General features: G+C 47.4%; 23 protein-coding genes and 3 tRNA genes. 1 reads left to right on the top strand and 25 read right to left on the bottom strand.

All coding sequences use genetic code 11. The annotated features are described in order from the left end of the window. Window positions 1-271: 271 nt before the first annotated feature. The 21 genes from DRW07_RS18640 to aspS all read right to left on the bottom strand — a co-directional run bounded on the left by DRW07_RS18640 (window position 272) and on the right by aspS (window position 16,265). On the bottom strand, window positions 272-1,261 hold the full coding sequence (locus DRW07_RS18640) for a DEAD/DEAH box helicase (RefSeq protein WP_240630494.1): 990 nt from the start codon (window positions 1,259-1,261) through the stop codon (window positions 272-274). Then, the gene (locus tag DRW07_RS18635; RefSeq protein ID WP_240630493.1) at window positions 1,258-2,631 is read right to left on the bottom strand and encodes a TOTE conflict system archaeo-eukaryotic primase domain-containing protein; all 1,374 of its coding nucleotides are present in this window, start codon (window positions 2,629-2,631) and stop codon (window positions 1,258-1,260) included. The genes DRW07_RS18640 and DRW07_RS18635 overlap by 4 nt, the downstream gene beginning before the upstream one ends. Then, window positions 2,624-2,992 carry a helix-turn-helix domain-containing protein gene (locus DRW07_RS03940; protein ID WP_124026565.1) on the bottom strand — a complete coding sequence of 123 codons (369 nt, stop codon included), beginning with the start codon at window positions 2,990-2,992 and terminating at the stop codon, window positions 2,624-2,626. Before DRW07_RS03940 ends, DRW07_RS18635 begins: the two co-directional genes overlap by 8 nt. 17 nt (window positions 2,993-3,009) lie before the next feature. Then, window positions 3,010-3,312 (bottom strand): type II toxin-antitoxin system HigB family toxin, encoded by a 303-nt coding sequence (locus DRW07_RS03935; RefSeq protein WP_124026564.1) that lies wholly within the window; start codon window positions 3,310-3,312, stop codon window positions 3,010-3,012. A 249-nt stretch (window positions 3,313-3,561) separates the two neighbouring features. Continuing rightward, window positions 3,562-3,771: a helix-turn-helix domain-containing protein gene (locus tag DRW07_RS03930; protein WP_124026563.1), complete on the bottom strand. Its 210-nt coding sequence runs from the start codon at window positions 3,769-3,771 to the stop codon at window positions 3,562-3,564. A gap of 668 nt (window positions 3,772-4,439) precedes the next feature. Continuing rightward, window positions 4,440-4,530 (bottom strand) — tRNA-Ser (locus DRW07_RS03925). 116 nt (window positions 4,531-4,646) lie between these two features. Then, on the bottom strand, window positions 4,647-5,699 hold the full coding sequence (gene nadA / locus DRW07_RS03920; RefSeq protein ID WP_124026562.1) for a quinolinate synthase NadA: 1,053 nt from the start codon (window positions 5,697-5,699) through the stop codon (window positions 4,647-4,649). A gap of 267 nt (window positions 5,700-5,966) precedes the next feature. Next, window positions 5,967-6,042 (bottom strand) — tRNA-Lys (locus DRW07_RS03915). Window positions 6,043-6,078: 36 nt separating this feature from the next. Beyond that, window positions 6,079-6,154 (bottom strand) — tRNA-Lys (locus DRW07_RS03910). A 125-nt stretch (window positions 6,155-6,279) separates the two neighbouring features. Beyond that, on the bottom strand, window positions 6,280-7,077 hold the full coding sequence (ybgF, locus tag DRW07_RS03905) for a tol-pal system protein YbgF (protein WP_124026561.1): 798 nt from the start codon (window positions 7,075-7,077) through the stop codon (window positions 6,280-6,282). Between the two features lie 15 nt (window positions 7,078-7,092). Further along, window positions 7,093-7,659: a peptidoglycan-associated lipoprotein Pal gene (gene pal / locus DRW07_RS03900; RefSeq protein ID WP_124026560.1), complete on the bottom strand. Its 567-nt coding sequence runs from the start codon at window positions 7,657-7,659 to the stop codon at window positions 7,093-7,095. 34 nt (window positions 7,660-7,693) lie between these two features. Beyond that, entirely contained in the window at window positions 7,694-9,013 is a 1,320-nt protein-coding gene (gene tolB, locus DRW07_RS03895) for a Tol-Pal system beta propeller repeat protein TolB (protein WP_240630510.1), read from the bottom strand. A 26-nt stretch (window positions 9,014-9,039) separates the two neighbouring features. Continuing rightward, window positions 9,040-9,807, bottom strand: a complete 768-nt coding sequence (gene tolA / locus DRW07_RS03890) for a cell envelope integrity protein TolA (RefSeq protein WP_124026558.1) — start codon at window positions 9,805-9,807, stop codon at window positions 9,040-9,042. Between the two features lie 5 nt (window positions 9,808-9,812). Beyond that, on the bottom strand, window positions 9,813-10,235 hold the full coding sequence (gene tolR, locus DRW07_RS03885; RefSeq protein WP_124026557.1) for a protein TolR: 423 nt from the start codon (window positions 10,233-10,235) through the stop codon (window positions 9,813-9,815). Between the two features lie 19 nt (window positions 10,236-10,254). Next, the gene (tolQ, locus tag DRW07_RS03880) at window positions 10,255-10,944 is read right to left on the bottom strand and encodes a protein TolQ (protein WP_124026556.1); all 690 of its coding nucleotides are present in this window, start codon (window positions 10,942-10,944) and stop codon (window positions 10,255-10,257) included. A gap of 213 nt (window positions 10,945-11,157) precedes the next feature. Continuing rightward, complete coding sequence (gene ybgC / locus DRW07_RS03875; RefSeq protein WP_124026555.1) at window positions 11,158-11,556, bottom strand: tol-pal system-associated acyl-CoA thioesterase; 399 nt, start codon at window positions 11,554-11,556, stop codon at window positions 11,158-11,160. 323 nt (window positions 11,557-11,879) lie between these two features. Continuing rightward, entirely contained in the window at window positions 11,880-12,881 is a 1,002-nt protein-coding gene (ruvB, locus tag DRW07_RS03870; RefSeq protein ID WP_124026554.1) for a Holliday junction branch migration DNA helicase RuvB, read from the bottom strand. Between the two features lie 8 nt (window positions 12,882-12,889). Then, on the bottom strand, window positions 12,890-13,504 hold the full coding sequence (ruvA, locus tag DRW07_RS03865) for a Holliday junction branch migration protein RuvA (protein WP_124026553.1): 615 nt from the start codon (window positions 13,502-13,504) through the stop codon (window positions 12,890-12,892). 20 nt (window positions 13,505-13,524) lie between these two features. After that, window positions 13,525-14,046, bottom strand: coding sequence for a crossover junction endodeoxyribonuclease RuvC (gene ruvC, locus DRW07_RS03860; RefSeq protein WP_205665365.1), 522 nt, complete (start codon window positions 14,044-14,046; stop codon window positions 13,525-13,527). Continuing rightward, window positions 14,040-14,483: a dihydroneopterin triphosphate diphosphatase gene (gene nudB, locus DRW07_RS03855; protein ID WP_124026551.1), complete on the bottom strand. Its 444-nt coding sequence runs from the start codon at window positions 14,481-14,483 to the stop codon at window positions 14,040-14,042. The genes ruvC and nudB overlap by 7 nt, the downstream gene beginning before the upstream one ends. Window positions 14,484-14,486: 3 nt before the next feature. Beyond that, on the bottom strand, window positions 14,487-16,265 hold the full coding sequence (gene aspS / locus DRW07_RS03850; RefSeq protein WP_124026550.1) for an aspartate--tRNA ligase: 1,779 nt from the start codon (window positions 16,263-16,265) through the stop codon (window positions 14,487-14,489). A gap of 64 nt (window positions 16,266-16,329) precedes the next feature. Here aspS and DRW07_RS03845 point away from each other — a divergent pair, with 64 nt between their 5' ends. Then, window positions 16,330-17,205, top strand: a complete 876-nt coding sequence (locus DRW07_RS03845) for a DUF72 domain-containing protein (RefSeq protein ID WP_240630492.1) — start codon at window positions 16,330-16,332, stop codon at window positions 17,203-17,205. 23 nt (window positions 17,206-17,228) lie between these two features. Here the strand turns inward: DRW07_RS03845 and DRW07_RS03840 are convergent, their stop codons facing one another. The 4 genes from DRW07_RS03840 to DRW07_RS03825 are packed head-to-tail and all read right to left on the bottom strand — an operon-like array spanning window position 17,229 to window position 21,302. Continuing rightward, complete coding sequence (locus DRW07_RS03840) at window positions 17,229-17,672, bottom strand: tellurite resistance TerB family protein (RefSeq protein ID WP_124026549.1); 444 nt, start codon at window positions 17,670-17,672, stop codon at window positions 17,229-17,231. 2 nt (window positions 17,673-17,674) lie between these two features. Continuing rightward, on the bottom strand, window positions 17,675-18,658 hold the full coding sequence (locus tag DRW07_RS03835) for an ABC transporter ATP-binding protein (RefSeq protein ID WP_124026548.1): 984 nt from the start codon (window positions 18,656-18,658) through the stop codon (window positions 17,675-17,677). After that, window positions 18,642-20,261, bottom strand: a complete 1,620-nt coding sequence (locus DRW07_RS03830) for an ABC transporter permease (RefSeq protein WP_124026547.1) — start codon at window positions 20,259-20,261, stop codon at window positions 18,642-18,644. Before DRW07_RS03830 ends, DRW07_RS03835 begins: the two co-directional genes overlap by 17 nt. Beyond that, on the bottom strand, window positions 20,262-21,302 hold the full coding sequence (locus DRW07_RS03825; RefSeq protein ID WP_124026546.1) for a Fe(3+) ABC transporter substrate-binding protein: 1,041 nt from the start codon (window positions 21,300-21,302) through the stop codon (window positions 20,262-20,264). Between the last annotated feature and the right edge of the window lie 46 nt (window positions 21,303-21,348).

Genomic DNA, 21,348 nt, shown 5'->3' with positions numbered 1-21,348 from the left:
TTCGACGGTTTCTTGTCATCGACCTTGTCAAGCCCAATGAAATCGGCGCGTATAGCGTATTTTCGATAATTGGCCACCAAAAATAACCGGGAATTATCAAGGAAACCTCTGGAATCCCCTTAATACCCGTATGGCCTTTGCTAACAGTTCAGCCAAACTGCCACAAACAAACCTAGCTGGAAACTCTTGTGCAAGAATGAACCATCAATACTTAGAAACACCATTCACGGCATTAATTAGATGCAATCAAAAACTAAATTGGCTATTGGCTTTACTCTGGCTCTTTACCATTAAACGAAATTTGGTATCCCATCGCTTTATAGCTTTTCTCTCGTTTGTTGAACATCCGCTGTAACATGGGAAGTGAACAATCAACATAATCGTAGATAGTAACGCGGTCTTTTCCATCTGACTCACGGTGAATGCGACCCGCATACTGAGCAAGAGAACCTTTCCAGGCAATAGGCATGGCTAAGAAAAGTGTGTCTAGTCTCGGCAGATCGAAACCTTCGCCCACATACTTTCCTGTGGCAACAACAACTTGCGCAGTAGGCAACTGCTCTTCAACAGCTTTCCTATCGGACGCACGCATTGCTCCTTTTAAAACAACTGAGTCAATACCTCTATCCTGCTGTATGGTATTAATCGTTTCGGCATGTTCTCTGCGCTCAGTTAGAACAATTGGGTGTTTTGATTGCTGAAGGCAAGTCAGCACATCGCTGATAACTTCCTGTGTTCGTGCATCATTCTCCATAATCCAACGATAAGCGTCAGAGATTTTCGGCCGTTCTTCTGAATTTATTAACTGCTTTGGTGGGTTATCATAGAGTTTCTGAACAACGACATGTTGTTCAAACTTATCTTCGGTAGTGCTTTTAACCTTGTGACGAATAGGCCCAGCAGCCATGAAGATGATTTTCTGGTGACCATCCTGTCGCTCTGGCGTAGCAGTCAAGCCGAGCACATATTTAGCTCTAACTTCGTTTAGTACCATTTCAAAGCGTGGTGCGGAAACATGGTGACATTCATCAACGATCACATGCCCATAATCTTGAACAAACTCTAATACAGTATTGTCCTTTTTGTTTATGAGACTTTGGTAGGTTGCGATGTCGATGACACCCGTTGATTTTTTCTTGCCCCCGCCGATTACGCCTACATCCACATCAGGTAAAAAGGATTTTAATCGCTCTCTCCATTGGTCGAACAGCTGTCTACTGTGAACTAAAATTAGCGTATTGGTTTTGCGCTTAGCAATCATGCCAATAGCGGAACTGTTTTACCAAATGCAGTCGGCACATGCAGAATACCAGTATCGTGCTTGCTCATGGCTCGTACAGCTGTTTGTTGATTCTTTCTGAGTTTGACGAGCGACTTAATCTTTTTAAGTTTTGAGCCACTTTCACGTTGATCATCTATTTGAACTTCTATCCGACTCTCAGTTAACAAGGCCAAGGCATCATCTAAACACCCACGAGGAATTGCTAGGTAACCTTGCTCAATTCGAGCGCAGGAAATAAATCGCGGAATACCATGGGTCGAAAATCGTAACGCTTGCGTCTTAAAGAACACAGGATTAGAAAAGCTGGCGAGTCGCCTTAACCTTGCAGCTAGTGCGCTTGGTATTTCACTTAAGTCAAAATAAACATGATTTGCGAGAGTGGCAGATATTTTTTGAGGTGGATTTTCCAGTGTGAGCGGTTTTGCCTTAGCGGTCACCTCCCATGGTGGTCGTTTCTCAATCACTTCTTGCTCTTCAAATAACGTTGAGTTCGGTGAAATCTGTGTCAGTAGTTTTGTTAGAGTATTATGAGAAACAGATTCAAACTTAGCCAAGTATTGCCATTGGTCTGGGATGACTTTCATATCGATATCAACAAAAGAGCTATTGCCTGACAAACGCGCTTCCTTTTGGAGAGGTAGAGCGATTAAATTCCCAAAGCCGCCTTCGGGTAAAATATCCTGATTGGGGAATAAGCGATCATAGGAGTCAAAAGAAAGGTTTGAATAAAACTCCATTGCTTTGTCGAGCAAGCCAAATCCCAACAGCCTGGCTTCTTTGGCTGGTACTTTTTCGCTGAAGAATATCCAAAGGTGTGCGCCATTACCGGAGCGTGAAATCTCAAGAGCATGTGGTATTCCAAAGTTATGGCAAGCCTTAGACATTGCTTTAACTTCTTCCTGCCATTGGCCTTTATCAAAGTCAGCGGCAAGGAAGTAGCAGGTGTTGTCCTGTATCAAAGGATAAAGGCCAACGATATGCTGCCCGGCTAAGTGGCGATAAATGACACTGTCATTTAACTCTGTGAACTGGCGATGATTACAATCCTGGCATTTGATGCGAGGCTTGTTACAGATCCCTTGAACCCACTCGTTATCGCAGGCAACTGAGTAACCACTTCGACCTTGTTTGTTTTGCCAACGGTTTGCAAAAATATCGGTTCGGCCCCGAAACAAGCCTCTGAAGATCGCAACCTTTTGTTCTGGTGAATATAGAAAGGAGTCAGATGTATTGAGTGAAGATTGTTGGAGTTGCTCTCGAAGAGCTAAAAGCTGATTTTTCTCTTGTTCAAGTTCAACTAGCCGAGCATCAATCTCGGCAGTGCATTGAAATTCATCAGTATTAAGCATGCGCTTGAGGTGGTTTGATCAAGGATTCAGCAGGAATACCCAACCCCTCATGCAGTTTCCAGATCATTTTTAGTGTGAGTGAGCGTTTGTGATTAAGGATCTCATAGACTCGGTTACTTTTACCAATCATTGGCTCTAGGTCTTTTACTGTTAAACCTTTGCGCTCCATTTCAAACTTGATGGCTTCAACAGGATCAGGCAATTCCATCGGAAAATGCTTTGCTTCATAGGCCTCTACAAGAGTGACTATTACATCCAGCTTTTCACCTTCGGGACTGTCAGGGCCTGCCATCATTAGGCTTTCAATTTCTTTTAATGCCACTCGGTAGTCGGCATCAGTTTTAATCGGTTTGATGTCCATAATTTTTCCTCCGACAATTAAATCGTTTGTACATCAATTTTGTCATATTGCGCATGGGTACCGATAAATCGAATGTAAACCACGCGATAGGTATAGTTAATCCACACAACCAGTCGGTACTTATTGCCTGCAATATTGAAAACTACACGCCCATCTTTGAGGATGCTGGCATTCCTGAAGTCCTGCTTAACATCAGCAGGTGCGCTCCAATCGGCGATTAAGGCATGCCGATACCAAGCGAGCGTTGGCTCTTTAGCATCCATGTACTCTGGGTTTTCTTCCCAGAAAGCTTTCAGTGTCGATAAGGCAATGATTCTCATAACTCAACAATAGTCCCAAAATGGGACTTTGTCAATTTAAAACTGGTAAACAAATATAATGCGCTTAGTCTGCAAGGGATCGGTTATGGTTAAAACCGCCCTTACATTTAAGATGGTGGATTAGTAGAGGATTTGTTAAGTAACCAGCAATTGACTTAAACTCAGTGTTCTCTGCGTCTGCGAGGGGCTTTACAATGCAAAAATAACAGGGAGTTATCAGGGATAGGTGCGCGCGCAGTGTTGCCTTTGTTATTCAAATAGCTCTTTAATGTCCACTTTAAGAGCTGTCGCTAGTTGCTCAACTTCAATATCAGTAACGTGTCTGACTTCTGCTTCAATCTTTGCCAGGGTACCACGGCTCACACTTAGCCCAACCAAGTTGCACTTGGCAGCTAACTGATCCTGAGTCCAACCGTGCTCCTCCCTCAAAGCACGTACCCGCCTTCCTATTACATTCATTAAATTGCTCCGCTATCGGAGCTTGATCTTCACAGATAATTGCCCAACACTTGCTCCGATAGCGGAGCAGTAATGAAAAATTGGAAGTCAATCCTTCGAACGTTGCCAACTGCTATTGGTTTTTAACAACTATTCGGAGATACAAATGCAAAAACTAAATCTGACACTTAAAAAACTTAAGTCAGGTATTCCTCTAGACTGGAAAGAACAAGAAGCGCTTTTCGTATAGCCCTTAATCCCCGCATAATTCAGTAAATCTACAGCGGAAAGCTACGGTCATCGTTCCGTACTGTATGGCGCCAAATACTACATCAAAGACTTAAAAGCGAACACCAGAATAGTAGTTTGAGAAAAATACAGAGACATGGGGTATTAGAACGAAAAAAGGCTTACCGTGGAGACGATAAGCCCGATTCGTATAGCCGCTATCCCTTTGATTTCTCAACACTTAGTCGATTGCACTAAGCGAACTCTGGGACAGAGCAAATAATATGGCGGAGAGAGAGGGATTAATCAAAAACGCTTTTGGCGTTTTTGACCCTTCGGGCTTCGCGCTTACGCGCTCGTTTCAAGTTGCTATCGCAACTTGTCGAACCCACCACTCGGCTACTCGTCCGTCTCCTTCCTGCAGATACAAAAAAACCGCTGCAAAGCGGTTCTTTTGTATCTGGCGGAGAGAGAGGGATTCGAACCCTCGATACGCTATAAACGTATACACACTTTCCAGGCGTGCGCCTTCAGCCACTCAGCCATCTCTCCTAAGGCCGCGTATAGTAGGGAAAATAAGTATTTGAATCAAGCGATACCGATAAATAAATCGATAATTGGGAGTTGGGCTTTGTGCTGTTGTACAAAGCCCGTTTAGTTTTTAGGCGTTATGCACGTTTTGGCTGAGAGTTACCTGCAGAAAAACTTAACATACGGTCAAGGGGCTTAAGTGCGCGCTCTCTTAAAAGATCGTCCACAAATATTTCATGCCCTGTTGTGTCGGTCAGCGCATTATAAATGGCTTTGAGGCCGTTCATTGCCATCCAAGGGCAATGCGCACAGCTTTTACAGGTTGCGCCATTGCCTCCTGTCGGTGCTTCGTAGAAGGTCTTCTGTGGCGCTAATTGCTGCATTTTGTAAAAGATGCCTTTGTCTGTCGCCACAATAAATTTATCGTTAGGCAATGACTGAGAGGCTTTAATCAACTGCGTTGTAGAGCCCACTGCATCAGCCATATCAACGACGCTGGCGGGTGACTCTGGGTGAACTAATACAGCGGCGTCTGGATGCAGCTTTTTCATATCGTTCAAGGCTTTAGCAGAAAACTCGTCGTGTACGATACACTCGCCTTGCCACATGAGCATATCAGCGCCAGTTTGCTTGGCGATATAGGCGCCTAAGTGCCTGTCGGGGCCCCAAATGATCTTTTCACCCTGTGAGTCCAGATACTCCACGACGTCTAACGCAATACTTGAGGTAACAACCCAATCTGCACGCGCTTTTACCGCCGCAGAGGTATTGGCGTATACCACAACGGTATGGTCGGGGTGTTGATCGCAAAATGCACTAAACTGCTCGACCGGACATCCTAGGTCAAGTGAACAAGTGGCTTCCAGAGTAGGCATTAACACTGTTTTTTCAGGACTCAGGATTTTTGCTGTCTCGCCCATGAATTTTACACCGGCAACGATCAGGGTATCAGAATCACAATCCCGTCCATAACGAGCCATTTCCAGTGAATCTGAAATGAAACCGCCGGTTTCTTCAGCGAGCGCCTGAATCTCAGGGTCGGTATAGTAGTGCGCTACTAAGGTCGCATTTTTGCTTTTCAGTAATCGCTTTATCTCAGCGACATAGTGATCTTGTTCATTTTGCGACAAAGCAATGGGCTTTGCGGGAAACGGATATTCTATTGCCTCTACCCTTTGTACCTGATCCATACTCTACTTCGACTCTCTTTAGCGGAAATCAATAACCCTGAATGGGGCGCGAGATTATACCCGTTTGTCATAAAAATTACACATGTGTTTATACGACGCGAGAAGTGGGAAAGATTTGTTTCTTCGAAAGTGGTGGGTCGTGCTGGATTATTCGCATCTGCGATGCTCACCCTTCGGGCCGTGCTAAAGCACGTTCAAAATCGCTACGCGAATTTTGTCGACCAGCTTCGCTGGTTCTCATCCAGGGGGAATACATTTCTTCGAAAGTGGTGGGTCGTGCTGGATTCGAACCAGCGACCAATTGATTAAAAGTCAACTGCTCTACCAGCTGAGCTAACGACCCACATTGGAAATACGTCACATTGTCAGGCGAAAAAGATGGTGGGTCGTGCTGGATTCGAACCAGCGACCAATTGATTAAAAGTCAACTGCTCTACCAGCTGAGCTAACGACCCATCAATTCTCGGTGCCTGTGCAACGGCGGCATATAATACTTATTTACCGACGTTGTGCAACCGAAAAAAGCACTTTGATTGCAAATTTATTAAAAACTTGCGTCAAGTGCTCAATCCGTAAGCGATTATCGCAAATTTGACGCTGCTAATTTAGCGGCAGTCGTATTTGGGTACTCGGCAACGACCCTTTCGAACCAGTTTTTCGCCGTGTTTCCATCGCCTGTTCTTTGTGCAATTAAGCCCAACTTAACCATTGCCTCAGCCCGCTTGCTCGACTGCGCAAACGCATCTACAACCGTTGCAAAGGATCGCCTGCTGGGTTCCCACTGTTGCTGATTGAACAATAACTGGCCTAACCAATAGTGTGCATTATCAGCGTAGTCACTTTGTGGGTAAGCTTCAAGGAAACGCTCAAATGCCGGTATGGCTTTGTCGTACTCTTTCGTCTTTAAGATTAGGTTAACTGCGGCGTCATAGGCTTCTGACTCAGACAACACTGTAGGCTGAGTCGTAGCAACACCGCCAGTATTTGCAACGGGCGTAGTGACCGAACCGGCATTTGCGGTCTCAGCCTGTTTCAGTGCTTCAACACGCTTATCGATTTCCAGATAAAGCTCGCGCTGACGTTGCAGTACCTTTTCGAGCTGATTGGTATGTAACTCTACGGCACCCCTCAGCTCATCAACCTCACCCTGCATAGTATCCAGCTGTTGCTGTAATCTCTGCTGCATGGTTGTGCGTGATTTGATAATGCGCTCAAGTACCGCCACTCTGTCTTCCAGAGAGCCCACATTTTGCCCAATGGCAGATTGTGTCTGCACCGATTGCGTAGACAAATCAGACACAGGCGCTTGTGCTAGCGCGGCTGGCGTAGATAAAACAAAGGCAAGGCTTAACGCCTTGCCTCTCACATAATGCTTCATAAGCAAATTAATCCGTTAGTTGTAACGAATCACGCCGCGACGGTTCTGAGCAAATGCATATTCAGTAGAACCTGTCACTGCGGGTTTTTCTTCACCGTAAGAAACAACCGAAATCTGGCTGCTGCTCACGCCTGCGTTCAGCAAGTAAGTCTCAACGGCTTTTGCACGACGCTCACCAAGTGCGATGTTGTACTCAGGTGTGCCACGGCTATCACAGTGTCCTTCAATAACCACTGCCTGGTTAGGGTTTTTAACCAGGAATGCAGCGTGCTTATCAAGAACTGGGAAGAAATCTGACTTAACACTAGAGCGGTCGAAATCGAAATAGACAGTTTGTTGGTTTTGCAACGCTTGAAGTTCACGCTGAGCCTGTTCTTCTGCCTGTCTCATGCGCTGAGCCGCTTCTACTCTTACGCGCTCTTCCTCTGCAGCCTTCGCTTCGGCTTCTGCTTGCGCCTGCTGTTGCGCAACACGGTTGCGCTCTGCGGCCAGTTCTTCTTCCGATGGACCCGATGAACACGCCATCATGGTCATTACCGGTAGCGCAATTGCGAGACTTCTCATTACTTTTGTTAGTTGCATCCTCAAACCCTTATAGTGCTAACTGCTACATTTTCTAAAACAAATACGGTGACCAACTAGGCGATTTTACCTGCCCGTTTGTCGCCGGCAACCTTGCTTTGAATCGACCGTCAAGTGAGACCAAAGACAACACTTGCGATCCCTCGTGCAAGGTACTGTAAATAATCATACTGCCATTGGGCGCAATGCTCGGTGACTCATCCAAGAATGTACGAGTTAACACCTGCATAGCACCGCCGTCCAATGGTTGCTTGGCAATGTGGTAGTCGCCACGTGTCCTGTTAACCATTACCATTTGCTGACTATCGGGTGAAATAGTCGCACCCAAATTCATTTCGCCCTCAAAGGTAACGCGGCGCACCTTCCTAGTTGTCAAATTTACGCGATATATCTGTGGTTTACCACCCCGTTCTGACGTAAATACTAAGCTTTTTCCATCTGGCGTCCAAGATGGCTCGGTATCTATGCTCCTATTGCGGGTAATTCGGCGTAATGACTTAGTCGCAATGTCCATAATATAGATTTCAGAATTACCGTCTTTTGACAACACCATTGCAAGCTGAGTGCCGTCTGGCGAGAAGACCGGGCTACCATTAATTCCAGGGAAATCTGTCATGCGTGTTCTTTCCATGGTGTAAATATCTTGGATAAAGATTTGTGGACGGCGGTTTTCGAATGACACATACGCCAGTTTTTCACCATCTGGCGACCAAGAAGGTGACATGAGTGGCTCAGGAGAAGACAATAAGCGGGTTTCGTTATAACCGTCATAGTCGGCGATCACCAACTGATACGGCAAATCAAAGCGCTCTCTGTCTCGCACAATAACGTACGCAATACGGGTTAAAAATGCACCGCGCGTACCGGTCAGCTTTTCATAAACCACATCGCTAATACGGTGGGCATACTGTCTGAAATCAGCGCCATTAATGACCGCTTGGCGGGTATCGATAATGTGATCATTTGAAGCGACCAGGTTACCGTTTTGAAGCGCCCGACTGGCACCTCCTGTTTGCTGTCCTCGCAACACATCAATAATTTCAAAGCTCACGCGATAGCGGTCAACACCATCTTCACTAATAGTACCCACCACTATGGTGTCTACCCCAGAATTCGCCCATGCTGCATAATTCACTTCACCATCATTTGAAGGGAACTGAGGCATAGCACTGACAGGCACAGGATTAAACTTCCCGCTTCGACGTAGGTCGGCCATCACAACGTCAGTAATTTCACCGGGCAAAGCGCCCTGCCCTTGCCATTTAAAGGGCACGATACCGATGGGGCGTGCACTATCAACCCCTTCAGTGATGACAATCTCCAGTGACGCACTGGCCGCCGAGGCCGTGCACATCAAAATGAATGCTAATACAATTTTTTTCACAGTTTCACCGTTAGGTTAATATTTCTCAGTTGTTCAAAGACGTCAGGCTCGCTGGAGACCGGCAGTTTGTCTGCTCTGAGCACCGCACTTCTGGCTGCCCGGCACAGTGCAGGATCACCACCGCGATCGATTACCTGTGTGACCAGGCCTGTTGATGCCAGCCTGATATTTAATCGACATTCCTTTCCCTTAAAGTCGGGGTCTTCAATCAATAAGTTTTGAATGGTTTGACGAATTAATGCCTGATATTTTTCGACTTCTGACAGCACCTGCCGAGAGCGTCTTTGCTGCTGCGCGGCTCTTTCCTGCGCTAATTGCTCCTGCATCAAGCGCTCCAGTTGGGCTTTTTCTGCCGCTTCTTTCTTTTTGCGTTCAGCTTCGCGTTGGCGCGCTTCTTCCTGCTCGCGTTTTTTTCTTGCCTCTTCTGCCGCTCTTTGCTTTAACTCTTGCTGACGTTTTCGCTCTGCTTCCTGTTTGGCTTTGCGCTCACGCTCTCGTTTCGCTGCCGCCTCACGTTCACGTCGTTTTTTTGCATCTGCCTGGCGCTGCTTTTCCTGTTCAGCAGCACGTGCCTGAGCCTCCGCCCGCTCTCTGTCGGCAATGGCCTGCGCATCAATAAAGGTTGCCTGGATCACTGGCGCAGACATCGCCGGTGCTGGCAAAGGATCAGCAGTGAAACTGATACTCACCACCATGGAAAGCAAAATCAGCAAATGCAATCCTAGTGACTTGGCCAGCGGAGATTGAGGCAGTTTTACCTTCATGCTGGTTAGCTATCCTCAGGGTCAGTCATCAGACCTACTGAGGGTACGCCCGCATTTTGCAGCAATACCATGAGCTGAATGATATCTTTGTAAGGTACTGCACCATCCCCCTTAACAACAACAGGGGAATCAGGCTGTTTGGCCAATTGTGCTGTTACCAAGGCAGCCAGTTCTTCAGGCGCTAGTTGCGCTTCCTGATCATCACCTACATTCAAATAATAGCGGCCTTGCGCATCAATCGAGGCAATAATGGGTGGATTGTCTTCTTGCTCAATGGGTTCAGCATTGGCTTTGGGTAAGTCGACTTTCACCCCCTGACTGACCAAGGGTGCCGTTACCATAAAAATAATCAGCAATACCAACATGACATCAATGTAAGGGACAACATTGATTTCAGATACGGGACGGCGTCTTTTGCGAATAAACATTAGCCTTCCTCTCTGTTATTTATGCTTGTTGAGCCTGCGCCGAAGCCATGGCCTGACGGTGTAAAATGGCCGAAAATTCTTCCATAAAGTTACCGTAAGCGTTTTCCAGTTTTTCAACCTGATGGCTAAAACGGTTGTAAGCCACAACCGCAGGAATGGCCGCAAACAAACCTATTGCAGTGGCGATAAGGGCTTCGGCAATACCCGGGGCGACCATCGCTAGCGTGGCTTGTTGCACCTGTCCTAGGGCGATAAACGAGTTCATGATCCCCCACACAGTGCCAAACAGACCAATATAAGGTGAAATTGAACCGGCAGTCGCCAAAAAGGGAAGTCTACTCTCAAGGCCATCTATTTCGCGCGACATAGCAACCCGCATCGCGCGATAGGAGCCGTCGACAATACCGTTTGCAGGCGTTTGGCTTTTTCTAAGCCGCACAAACTCTTTAAAACCTGCACAGAAGATGTTCGCCATACCGTCTACTTTGCTGCGCGCAGATAGTTCATGATAGAGCTTGTTAAGGTCGGCACCTGACCAGAATTTGTCTTCAAAATGCTGCATTTCAGTGCGTGCATAAGCCAGGGCTTTATTGCGTTGGAAGATGAAGGTCCAGGAAGCGACGGAAACGGCAACCAGTGTAAGCATAACCAGCTGCACAACAAAACTGGCCTCTAAAAACAGGCCCCAAAAGGTAATTTCAGATGACACGCAATATTTCCCCTAAAAGTCGAAGCGAACAAGCTGTTTATGGTGTAAAGCTGTTCAACTTCAAGTGTTCATTGTTTATTTTTATGTGGACATCAATCTAGCGCTGTCTAATTCTACTATTTGTGTCTGAATACTCAATACAAGAAAAAAACAGTCGCCTTATAATTGCTGAAATTCGTCTGTTTGACGATAAAAGTTAGTTTTGGTTCACAATCAGACGTGCGACAGTGCTGACAAGATGGGTTCAGGAGTTTTGGTAGGCCTCAACGTTTTTGTATTCACACAGGCTATCAGTACTTTTGCAACAGCAATCTGTCTGTCCTGCTCGTCAGTGATCGTCTGTTCAAACTGCAGGCTGGCCTTTTTAAACGTGGACAAAGAGGAATTCACCGTTAACAACTGGTCAAATTTAGCTGCATTCACATAATCGATATCCAGCTTTTTCACCACAAACGCAATGTTCTGGTTTAACAGCACATCCTGAGAAAAACCAAGCTCTCGCAGCCAGTCTGTTCGGCCACGCTCCATGAACTTCAAATAATTGGCGTGGTATACAATGCCACCCGCATCCGTATCTTCAAAGTACACTCTGACTTTCATCGAATGAGACATAAAAACTTACCCATACTTATTTTAATCTCAAAATTTAAACCACATATCGCAGAATATCGTCAAAAAACCGTCACAAAGCAATAAAAACATAGGAAACAAAATCTTAAAACAACATAAACAAACGATTAACACATTAATTATTCTAATGTGAAAAAAGAATTTTTCTCAATTGTCAGAAATAAAATCACGCCTATAATACGCAGCATATGTCGCAAGGGCTGTAGCCGATTTAGTAACACGCCGTTAGACATGGTTCCCTGGATTTTTTCCTTCAACACTTTGTTGTTATTTTTAGCCCGCACACTTGTGCGGGTTTTTTTTATCTATTCTGGCTGGAAACCAAAGTGCTGATACGCTCGCTGTGAGGCAATGCGACCTCTTGGTGTACGCTGTAAAAAGCCTTGCTGAATTAAAAAAGGCTCAATAACGTCTTCGATGGTATCTTTTTCTTCACCAATGGCAGCAGCAAGATTATCAAGGCCTACTGGACCGCCATCAAACTTTTCAATAATTGCAGTTAGCAGTTTTCTATCCATAAAATCAAAGCCTTCCACGTCAACGTCCAGCATATCCAGTGCCGCGGCTGCAACAGAAGCGTCTACGTTGCCCTCACTTTTAACATCAGCAAAATCTCGCACCCGTCGTAGCAACCGATTGGCTATGCGGGGAGTGCCTCTTGAGCGGCGCGCCACTTCTTTAGCGCCCTGTTCATCCATATTAACGTTTAAGTAAGCGGCACTGCGTTTGATGATAGTGGTTAGGTCAGTAACGGAATAAAACTCCAGTCGCTGAACAATGCCAAAGCGGTCACGCAGCGGTGATGTGAGAGAGCCAGCGCGCGTGGTTGCACCAACCAGTGTAAACGGCGGCAAATCCAGTTTAATGGATCGCGCGGCAGGCCCCTCACCTATCATGATGTCCAGCTGATAGTCTTCCATCGCGGGATACAGGATTTCTTCAACCACGGGACTTAAGCGGTGAATCTCGTCGATAAAGAGCACATCGTTTTCTTCAAGGTTTGTGAGCATTGCCGCCAGATCACCGGCTTTTTCCAATACAGGCCCAGAGGTGGTCTTGATACTCACCCCCATTTCATTAGCCACTATGTTAGCAAGGGTCGTTTTTCCTAAGCCGGGTGGTCCAAAAATCAGCAGATGATCCAAGGCATCGCTGCGCTTTCGCGCTGCCTCAATAAAAATGCTCATTTGCTCTCTTACATGAGGTTGGCCGGTATAGTCTTGCAGCATTTTAGGTCGAATGGCGCGATCGATAACTTCGTCATCGCCTTTTTCGCCTGGACTTATTAAGCGGTCAGCTTCAATCATATCGTTACCTAAATCGCAGCTTTCAGTGCATCGCGAATAATGAGTTCACTGGTCATGCCAGACTGCGCCACACTTTTCACCATCTTGGTTGCCTGCGCAGGCTTGTAACCTAGCGAGACCAAAGCGTCTACGGCTTCGTCCTCGGCATTCACCGGCACCTCAGCATAGCTGCTGACTTGCCCGTCAATGGGTAAAGCAGGCAATTCTGCTTTCTTAGCAAATTTTGCTAGTCGGTCTTTTAATTCAACCACCAAACGCTCTGCGGTTTTTTTACCCACACCGGGCAAGCTAACCAGCGCAGAAATATCTTCATTTTGTACGCTGCTTAATACGTGACTGGCCGACATACCCGACAATATGGTGAGCCCCAATTTAGGCCCCACGCCGTTAGCCTTGATCAGCTCCCTGAACAATTCTCTGGCCATTTTATCGGTAAAACCAAACAACAGTTGCGCGTCTTCACGCACCACAAAATGGGTATACAAGGTAATCGATTCACCCTGTTCAGGTAACTCGTAAAAACAGGTCATGGGTATTTGTACTTCATACCCCACCCCATTTACATCAATTAGTACATCAGGTGGACTTTTTTCAATTAAGGTGCCATGGATCCGGCCAATCATAAGACTTCCTATTGGTATTATTAGCGCAAACGACGCCTAGCTGTTCGCGTTGCCTGCCCTGCCATTTTTAACAGAGACTGCTGCGAGTGCGCGTGACATAACGCCACTGCCAACGCGTCTGCCGCATCGCTTTGCGGCGTATTGGTTAGATCCAGAATATAAGTCACCATATGCTGTACCTGGCTCTTTTGCGCGCTGCCTTTGCCAACCACAGCCTGCTTAATTTGTCTGGCAGCGTACTCGCTGACCGGCAGTTTATGCTGCGTTGCTGCCACAATTGCCGCACCACGCGCCTGCCCCAGCTTTAAGGCGGAATCCGCATTTTTTGCCATAAACACTTGTTCAATCGCAAATGTATCAGGCTTGTACTGTTCAATAATGGTACTGACGCCTTGAAATATACAGTCTAAACGCCCTGCCAATTCCCCATCAGGTGTGCGTATACAGCCACTTCCAAGGTAGATGTACTGGTTTGATGCAAACTTAATCACACCATAGCCTGTAGCACGAGAACCTGGATCTATACCCAGTATTATCATGATTTAGGCTCGGGGACAAATGCTTCTATCGCGCGACGATTTGACGGTGACCAGGCACGCTCTATAGCCTGCTGCTTGGACAGCCATTCCAGCGCCAAATGCTCGGTCAGAATAATCGTCGCCGACTGACTAATCTGTGTGCAAAACACATATTCAGTGTTGCTGTATGTGTTTGGTGGATAGCGGTACCGCCAACGCGGTCGAATCGCAAATTGATTGACTGTATGACAATCAATAATGGCCATGGGATCATCAGACAAGTCTATGCCTAATTCTTCCTTCACCTCACGGAATGCCGTCATGGCAGGCGTTTCCCCGTCTTCTAGCGTGCCCGTAACAGACTGCCAGAATTCAGGATCATCCTTGCGCTGCAGCAACAGAACCTGGTGCTGGTCGCTGTACACAACCACCAACACAGATTCTGGGCGTTTATATGCCATGAATTACTCGTCTGAAGCGCTGTCTGATGCTTTTGCTACCGTTCTAATCGCAAGCTCTTCCAGTTGCTGTGGATTGGCCGCGCCAGGCGCATCAGTTAACGGACAAGCCGCCGTTGTCGTCTTAGGAAAGGCCATTACATCACGTATACTGGATGCACCCGTCATAAGCATGACCATTCTGTCTAGACCGAAAGCCAACCCAGCATGCGGTGGCGCACCATAGCGAAGGGCTTCCAACAGGAAACCAAACTTAAGCTCGGCTTCTTCTTCATCGATACCCAAGAGTTCGAATACCGTTGATTGCATAGTTTGATCGTGAATACGCACAGAACCACCGCCGAGCTCTACCCCGTTAAGCACCATATCATAGGCATTAGACAATGCCGTTGCCGCTTGTTCTTTGAGTTGCTCAGGCGTGAGATCACGCGGCGCGGTAAAGGGGTGATGCAGGGCGTGCAATTGTCCGTCAAATTCTTCGAACATAGGGAAATCGACAACCCAAAGTGGACGCCAGTCGCCCTCAAGCAAATCAAAATCTTCACCCACTTTAAGGCGCAGTGCTCCCAAGGCTTCAGTGACAACAGTGGCATTGTCGGCACCAAACAATAGAATGTCGCCATCGTTGGCATTGGTTTCCGACAACAGCTGCTCAACCACAGACTCATTCAGGAATTTCAAGATTGGTGACTGCAGGCCGTCCATTCCTTTGCCTTTCTCGTTCACCTTAAGCCATGCCATACCTTTCGCGCCGTAGATACCCACAAACTTGGTATACTCATCCAGCTGCTTACGGGACAAGCTCGCCCCACCGGGCACACAAATTACAGTTACCCGGCCGTTAGGATCATTCGCGGGGCCGTTGAATACTTTAAATTCAACGTCTTTGAGGATATGGTCGACATCGATTAGCTTAAGCGGGTTACGCAGATCGGGTTTGTCGCTGCCGTAATGCTTCATCGCATCGGCATAGGTCATTCTTGGGAAATCGCCCAGGTCTACATCCATCAAGTTTTTGAACACCTGACGAACCAGTCGCTCAGTGATGTCCATTACACCGTCGGCATCCAAGAATGTGGTTTCCAAATCGATTTGCGTAAACTCTGGCTGGCGATCGGCACGCAGGTCTTCATCGCGGAAACACTTCACAATTTGATAGTACTTATCCATTCCTGCCATCATCAGCAACTGCTTAAACAGCTGCGGCGATTGTGGCAGTGCAAAGAACTCGCCTTTGTGTGTGCGGCTTGGCACTAAATAATCACGGGCCCCCTCCGGCGTTGCCTTGGTTAATATAGGGGTTTCAATGTCGAGAAAGCCCTCATCTTCCAGGAAGCGTCGAACCTGACCGGTCACTTTAGCGCGAAACTGTAAGCGGTCATTCATCACAGGACGGCGAAGATCCAGATAACGGTATTTCAGGCGTTGCTCTTCAGAGTTTTCCTGATTCCAATCGAGTGGCAGTGGCGCAGAGCGGTTAAAGATAGACAGCGCAGTACCGACAATTTCCACTTCACCCGTCGCCATATCTTTGTTTATCTGCCCTTCCGGACGCAGGCGTACTTTGCCTGTCACCTTGACACAAAATTCGTTGCGCAGGCTGTTGGCGGTTTCAAGCACTTCTTGGTGGTCGGGTTCAAATACCACTTGAACAATGCCTGCGCGATCACGCAAATCGATAAAAATAAGTCCACCTAAATCACGACGTTTATTTACCCAGCCGCAAAGAGTGACTTCCTGACCCGCATGATTTGCATTAATATTTCCACAATAATCTGAGCGCATGCTCAATGACCCCTAAGAATGTTGATGTTGCTGTATTTCGAGGCCGCATAGTATAAACAAATGCATGTTAAACCCCAATAGTAATCCTTCATTACCGCCACTCTTTGTGGGCTGCCCAATGTGGACCCACCCTAAGTGGCATCAAAACTGGTTTGGCACAGCCAAAGCCGGTTTAGCTGACTACGCTCAGCAATGCAGCAGTGTTGAAGGAAATACGTCTTTTTATCAAACACCTACACAAGAACGGGCACAGCAATGGGCAAGTGTCGTGCCCGCTGATTTTCGCTTCACGCTCAAATTGCCTCGTGAGATAACCCATAACCATAAATTGAATAGCGTTAAAGACATACTGGCTGCATTTTGGCACGCCATAGTACCTATGCAATCAAAACTAGGGGCGCTGATGGCTCAGTTACCCGCTTCTTTTGGGCCTGAGCATTTGCCTCAGCTCAGGCAGTTTATTGAGCATTATCACTTACCCGTTCCACTTGCAGTAGAAGTGAGACATCTGGCTTTCTTTGCCAAAGGGGCAGAAGAGAGAGCACTGAACCGCTTGCTTGTTGAGAATAAGGTTAATCGGGTCATTATGGACACCCGCGCTTTGTTTGCCACGCCACCACAAAGCCATCTTGAAGAAGAGGTGCAACAAAAAAAGCCCAGGGTGCCGGTTAATGTTATTGCCACAGGCGGTCAGCCCATCGTACGCTTTGTAGGTGGAAACACTGCTGCTATTAATGAACAAAAGTTGCTGCCGTGGATCACCAAATGCCATCAATGGCGGCAACAAGGCAAGACGCCTTTTGTTTTTATTCACTGCCCGGACAATGCAGACGCCCCGGCTTTGCTTAGACGGTTTATCACCCTTTATAATTCAAGCTACCCCGATGCCAGTTTGCCCGAGCTGAGTTTTGCATCAGAGGTTCAGGCCAGTTTACTTTAAGAGCTGTCGTGAATGAGAAGAGGTTAGCTTTCGTTATCCAATACACGCAGTTTTATCTGAATGTACTGGCTATGCGGGATATGCAGCAAGTCAGAAATACGACGGATAATGTGTTCTTCGTGCTTATCAATCACGCCATCTGCTGCGGCTATATGCCACAGACTTTCGAGTACAGCTTGCTTTTGAGGCTGAGTAAATACATCGTTTAGGCGACGGGTAAACTGCACTAAATCTACCGCATCATGGGCGTGTTTTTCACCCTCTGATAAAATGGTTTGCAGTTCATCATCTGACAAGCTGACATGCTTTTTAAGCTGTGCTTTATAACTTTCACGTTCTTGCTCTGTCGTTTCGTTATCAGCGCGGATCACTTCAAATAGCAAGGCTGCAGTGGCCAGCTCCACACTGTGCTCTGGGGTTTGCTCAACCGCTTCCGGTTCAAACAATGCAAGCATTTTCTTAAGCATGATTACCTCTCTAAAACGGTGACCTTGTTCAGGTCAACGTCAAACGAAACAGATTCATCAACATCAACAGCGTCCGCTAACTCACCTTTACAACTAAGCAGCTCTGTGTGCAGCGTTATGCCCTGCTCTTTTTCTACTGTCAGTGCATAAATAAAGTGATCGCCCCTGAAGTAACGCGACACCACTTTGCCTTTATACTGTCCACCGGCACATATGGATACAACTTCGGGTCGCACCAACACGGTTTTGTCAAGCGAAGCAAAATCGACCAAGGCCCCCTCACCGATAAACGAGGCTACAAAACGATTTGCCGGGTTATGGTACAAACTACCGGCATCACCCCACTGCTGCAAGACACCGTCGGCGAACACGCCAATTTCATCGGCGACTGCAAACGCTTCTTTCTGATCATGGGTCACCAGCAAGGCTGTGATTTGTTCATCTTTTATCACCCGCCTGATGTCATTAGCCAGGGTATCGCGCAAGGACACGTCCAACGACGAAAAGGGTTCGTCTAATAACAGCAAGGACGGTTTTGGGGCCAGTGCACGGGCGATGGCAACCCGTTGCTGCTGCCCGCCTGATAATTCGTGAGGGTAGCGTTTGTGCATTTTCCCCAGCCCCGTCATATCCAGACACTCATCCACCCGCTGTTTTTGATAGACCTTGTTAGCCTTAAAAAGACCAAACGCCACGTTATCTTCCACCGTCAAATGTGGGAAAAGTGCATAGTCCTGAAACACCATGCCGACGCCGCGTTTCTCAGCAGCAAGCGTGGTAGCGGGAGAGGACACTTGTTGCCCGTTTATCTCAATACTGCCGCTATCCACACGGGCAAAACCGGCAATGGCGCGCAACAAGGTGGTTTTTCCACTGCCAGACGGGCCGAGTAAACACCCAATTTGGCCTTGTAAAAGTGAAAAGTTCACTGAATGCAACACAGGGGTAGTGCCATAACTCAATGCTATATCATGCACGTTTAGCATATTTGTCCTCGTGTTTTCTCAACTGCCGGATAAGCAATAACACCGGTAAAATCCCGCATAATACAATACTTAAGGCTGGCAATGCGGCTTGTTGTAATCGTTCATCCATAGCCAGTTCATAAGCCTTCACGGCCAGCGTGTTAACGTTGAACGGGCGCAACACCAAGGTAGCCGGAAGCTCTTTCAATACATCCACAAATACCAGTAACAAGGCGGCAATAAGACTGGGCTTCATGATGGGTAAGTGCACCCGCCAAGTGGCTTTAACACTGCCCACCCCTAGACTTCTGGCAGCGTCATCCATATTGGGCGTAATGGTTTGCAGACCGGTTTGCGTGTGTTGCAGAGCAACCGCCACAAACCGCACCATATAGGCGAACACAAGCACGACCATAGTGCCCGATAAGATGAGCCCGGGCTGGTACCCAAACCAGGCATTAGTAAAGGCATTAAGTTTAATATCAAAAAAGCCCAAGGGAACCAGTACGCCTACGGCAATCACAATGCCAGGCAAGGCATAGCCCATACTGGCCAGATTAATGGCCCACTGTGGAATACTCGCGGTATACCAGCGCTTGGTATAGCTTAAAAACAGGGCAAGCAATACAGTGGCCAGTGCGGTAATGCCAGCCAGCATCACTGACTGAGACACCAGTGGCGCATAATCTTGCCACGACCAGTCAGGCAAGTAGCTAACGGCCCAACTGCTTAACTGAATAACGGGCAGTATAAAACCCAAAAAAACAGGGAGACTACAGGCCAACGCCATGCCCATCCCTTTTAGGCCTGTTAACCGAACAGGCTCACGGGCATTGCCCTTGGTCGCATGTCTGACTTTGTGCCTGCTGCGCTGTTCAAGCCAGATCACCACAAATACAATCAAGGTTAACATGGCCGCCAACTGCAACGCCGTTTGTCGACTGCCCATACCAAACCAGGTACGAAAAACGCCAGACGTAAAGGTACTCACACCAAAATAGGCCACAGTGCCATAGTCAGCCAGCGCCTCCATCATTGCCAGCGCCATACCTGCAACAATGGCTGGCCAGGCAAGTGGCCAGGCAATACGCGAAAAATAATGCCAGCGGGTTACCCCCATACTGGCTGACGCTTCACGCAAACTATGCGACTGGGCAGTAAACGCGTTTCTGGCTAACAAATACACATACGGAAACAGAACCAGCGTCATCATCACAATAGCCCCCCCCAAAGAACGCACATTGGGGAACCAGTAATCACCGTATTGCCAGTCAAACGTCGCACGCAAAAATTGTTGCACCGGCCCACTGTAATCTAATAAGCCCGTATAGGTGTAAGCGATAATGTAAGCAGGCATCGCAAGGGGTAAGACGGCCAGCCAACCGAGTAATCTGCTGCCATAGAACGAATATTGGGTAAGTGCCCAGGCCAGGCTGGCGCCAATGATGGCCACCCCAACACCCACGCCAACGGCGAGCAATACACTGTTACTCACATAGTCAAGCAGCACCGTCTGATAGAGGTGCTGCAACAAAGAAAAGTCAGGATTGGCTATGCTGGATAAAACTACGCCCAGCGGCAGTAAAATCAGCCCCAGCAGCAGCCAGAAGAGTATGCGTGACAACTATTTCCAGCCGGCTCTGTCCATCAATTTTAATGCGTCAGCATTTTTCTCACCCACAGTTTGTAGCGGGATGCTTTCATGCTTAAACGTACCCATTGCTTTTAATGTGTCACTCCATGCAACCGCGTCAACAACAGGGTATTCACCGTTTGTCTGAGCATACCATTGCTGTGCTTCTTCACTTAGCATAAAGCTGATGAGGGCTTCAGCTTGTGCAAGATTTTTTGCATGTTTAGCGATAGCAATGCCTGAAATGTTAATGTGAACCCCTCTGTCATCCTGATTAGGCCAAAAAACGGCTACAGAATTAGCCACATCGCGGGTGGCTTTGTCTTGTGATTCTCTCATTCCAGCCAGATAGTATGTATTCGCAACAGCGATATCGCACTGGCCTGCCGCCACCGCGCGAATTTGGTCGCGATCGCCACCAGCAGGTGGTCTGGCAAAGTTTGCTACCAGCCCTTTGGCCCATTGCTCGGTTGCCTGTTCGCCTAACTGCTCAATCAGGGCGGCCGTCATAGACTGATTGTATATATTGCTGGATGAACGAATACAAATTCGACCTTTCCACTGGGCGTCGGTTAATGCCTCCATGGTCGACAAGGTCGCCGGATCAACGCGGTCTTTGGCATACATAATGGGGCGAGCACGCTTTGTTAATGCGGTCCAATGGCGGTCAGGATCAACCAGCGTAGCGTTCACACTTGAAAGCGAAACCTCATTGGGGATAATCTGGGTCAGACCCATAGATTTGGCGCGTGCCAGTCTGCCTGCATCAGTGGTTACCAGCACATCTACCGGGCTGAATTGCCCTTCACTTTGCATGCGACTGATCAAGGCATCGGCTTTACCTGTCACCAGGTTCACCTTGATATCCGTTTTTTCAGTAAATTTGTCCAGTATAGGCTTAATCAACGCCTCATTACGGGCTGAATAAATGTTAATTTCATCCGCGAAGCCTGCTGTAGGGGTTACCAAAACCAGCACGCTACTTAACGTGGCCAATAACGTTTTAAACTTCAAGTGAAACTCCGGAAGCATTGTTAATAATAATTCTTATTCTCATAGTAACAAAAATGCGGGGGGT

Origin of the sequence: Paralteromonas sediminis (genome assembly GCF_003820355.1) — a bacterium.
GTDB classification, from domain to species: Bacteria; Pseudomonadota; Gammaproteobacteria; order Enterobacterales; family Alteromonadaceae; genus Alteromonas_F; species Alteromonas_F sediminis.
Note: the sequence above shows the minus strand (reverse complement) of the source record. Positions and strands in the feature narration are given on the sequence as shown.

What these genes read in the sequence shown, in the direction of transcription:
- DRW07_RS03930 (WP_124026563.1), bottom strand. Translation starts at nt 3,771, where the DNA reads ATGAATGTAATAGGAAGGCGGGTACGTGCTTTGAGGGAGGAGCACGGT.
- DRW07_RS03935 (WP_124026564.1), bottom strand. Translation starts at nt 3,312, where the DNA reads ATGAGAATCATTGCCTTATCGACACTGAAAGCTTTCTGGGAAGAAAAC.
- DRW07_RS03825 (WP_124026546.1), bottom strand. Translation starts at nt 21,302, where the DNA reads ATGCTTCCGGAGTTTCACTTGAAGTTTAAAACGTTATTGGCCACGTTA.
- aspS (WP_124026550.1), bottom strand. Translation starts at nt 16,265, where the DNA reads ATGCGCTCAGATTATTGTGGAAATATTAATGCAAATCATGCGGGTCAG.
- DRW07_RS18635 (WP_240630493.1), bottom strand. Translation starts at nt 2,631, where the DNA reads ATGCTTAATACTGATGAATTTCAATGCACTGCCGAGATTGATGCTCGG.
- tolR (WP_124026557.1), bottom strand. Translation starts at nt 10,235, where the DNA reads ATGTTTATTCGCAAAAGACGCCGTCCCGTATCTGAAATCAATGTTGTC.
- DRW07_RS03835 (WP_124026548.1), bottom strand. Translation starts at nt 18,658, where the DNA reads ATGCTAAACGTGCATGATATAGCATTGAGTTATGGCACTACCCCTGTG.
- DRW07_RS18640 (WP_240630494.1), bottom strand. Translation starts at nt 1,261, where the DNA reads ATGATTGCTAAGCGCAAAACCAATACGCTAATTTTAGTTCACAGTAGA.
- ybgF (WP_124026561.1), bottom strand. Translation starts at nt 7,077, where the DNA reads ATGAAGCATTATGTGAGAGGCAAGGCGTTAAGCCTTGCCTTTGTTTTA.
- tolA (WP_124026558.1), bottom strand. Translation starts at nt 9,807, where the DNA reads ATGAAGGTAAAACTGCCTCAATCTCCGCTGGCCAAGTCACTAGGATTG.
- DRW07_RS03840 (WP_124026549.1), bottom strand. Translation starts at nt 17,672, where the DNA reads ATGCTTAAGAAAATGCTTGCATTGTTTGAACCGGAAGCGGTTGAGCAA.
- nadA (WP_124026562.1), bottom strand. Translation starts at nt 5,699, where the DNA reads ATGGATCAGGTACAAAGGGTAGAGGCAATAGAATATCCGTTTCCCGCA.
- ruvB (WP_124026554.1), bottom strand. Translation starts at nt 12,881, where the DNA reads ATGATTGAAGCTGACCGCTTAATAAGTCCAGGCGAAAAAGGCGATGAC.
- ruvA (WP_124026553.1), bottom strand. Translation starts at nt 13,504, where the DNA reads ATGATTGGCCGGATCCATGGCACCTTAATTGAAAAAAGTCCACCTGAT.
- pal (WP_124026560.1), bottom strand. Translation starts at nt 7,659, where the DNA reads ATGCAACTAACAAAAGTAATGAGAAGTCTCGCAATTGCGCTACCGGTA.
- DRW07_RS03845 (WP_240630492.1), top strand. Translation starts at nt 16,330, where the DNA reads ATGTTAAACCCCAATAGTAATCCTTCATTACCGCCACTCTTTGTGGGC.
- tolB (WP_240630510.1), bottom strand. Translation starts at nt 9,013, where the DNA reads ATGTGCACGGCCTCGGCGGCCAGTGCGTCACTGGAGATTGTCATCACT.
- DRW07_RS03940 (WP_124026565.1), bottom strand. Translation starts at nt 2,992, where the DNA reads ATGGACATCAAACCGATTAAAACTGATGCCGACTACCGAGTGGCATTA.
- nudB (WP_124026551.1), bottom strand. Translation starts at nt 14,483, where the DNA reads ATGGCATATAAACGCCCAGAATCTGTGTTGGTGGTTGTGTACAGCGAC.
- ybgC (WP_124026555.1), bottom strand. Translation starts at nt 11,556, where the DNA reads ATGTCTCATTCGATGAAAGTCAGAGTGTACTTTGAAGATACGGATGCG.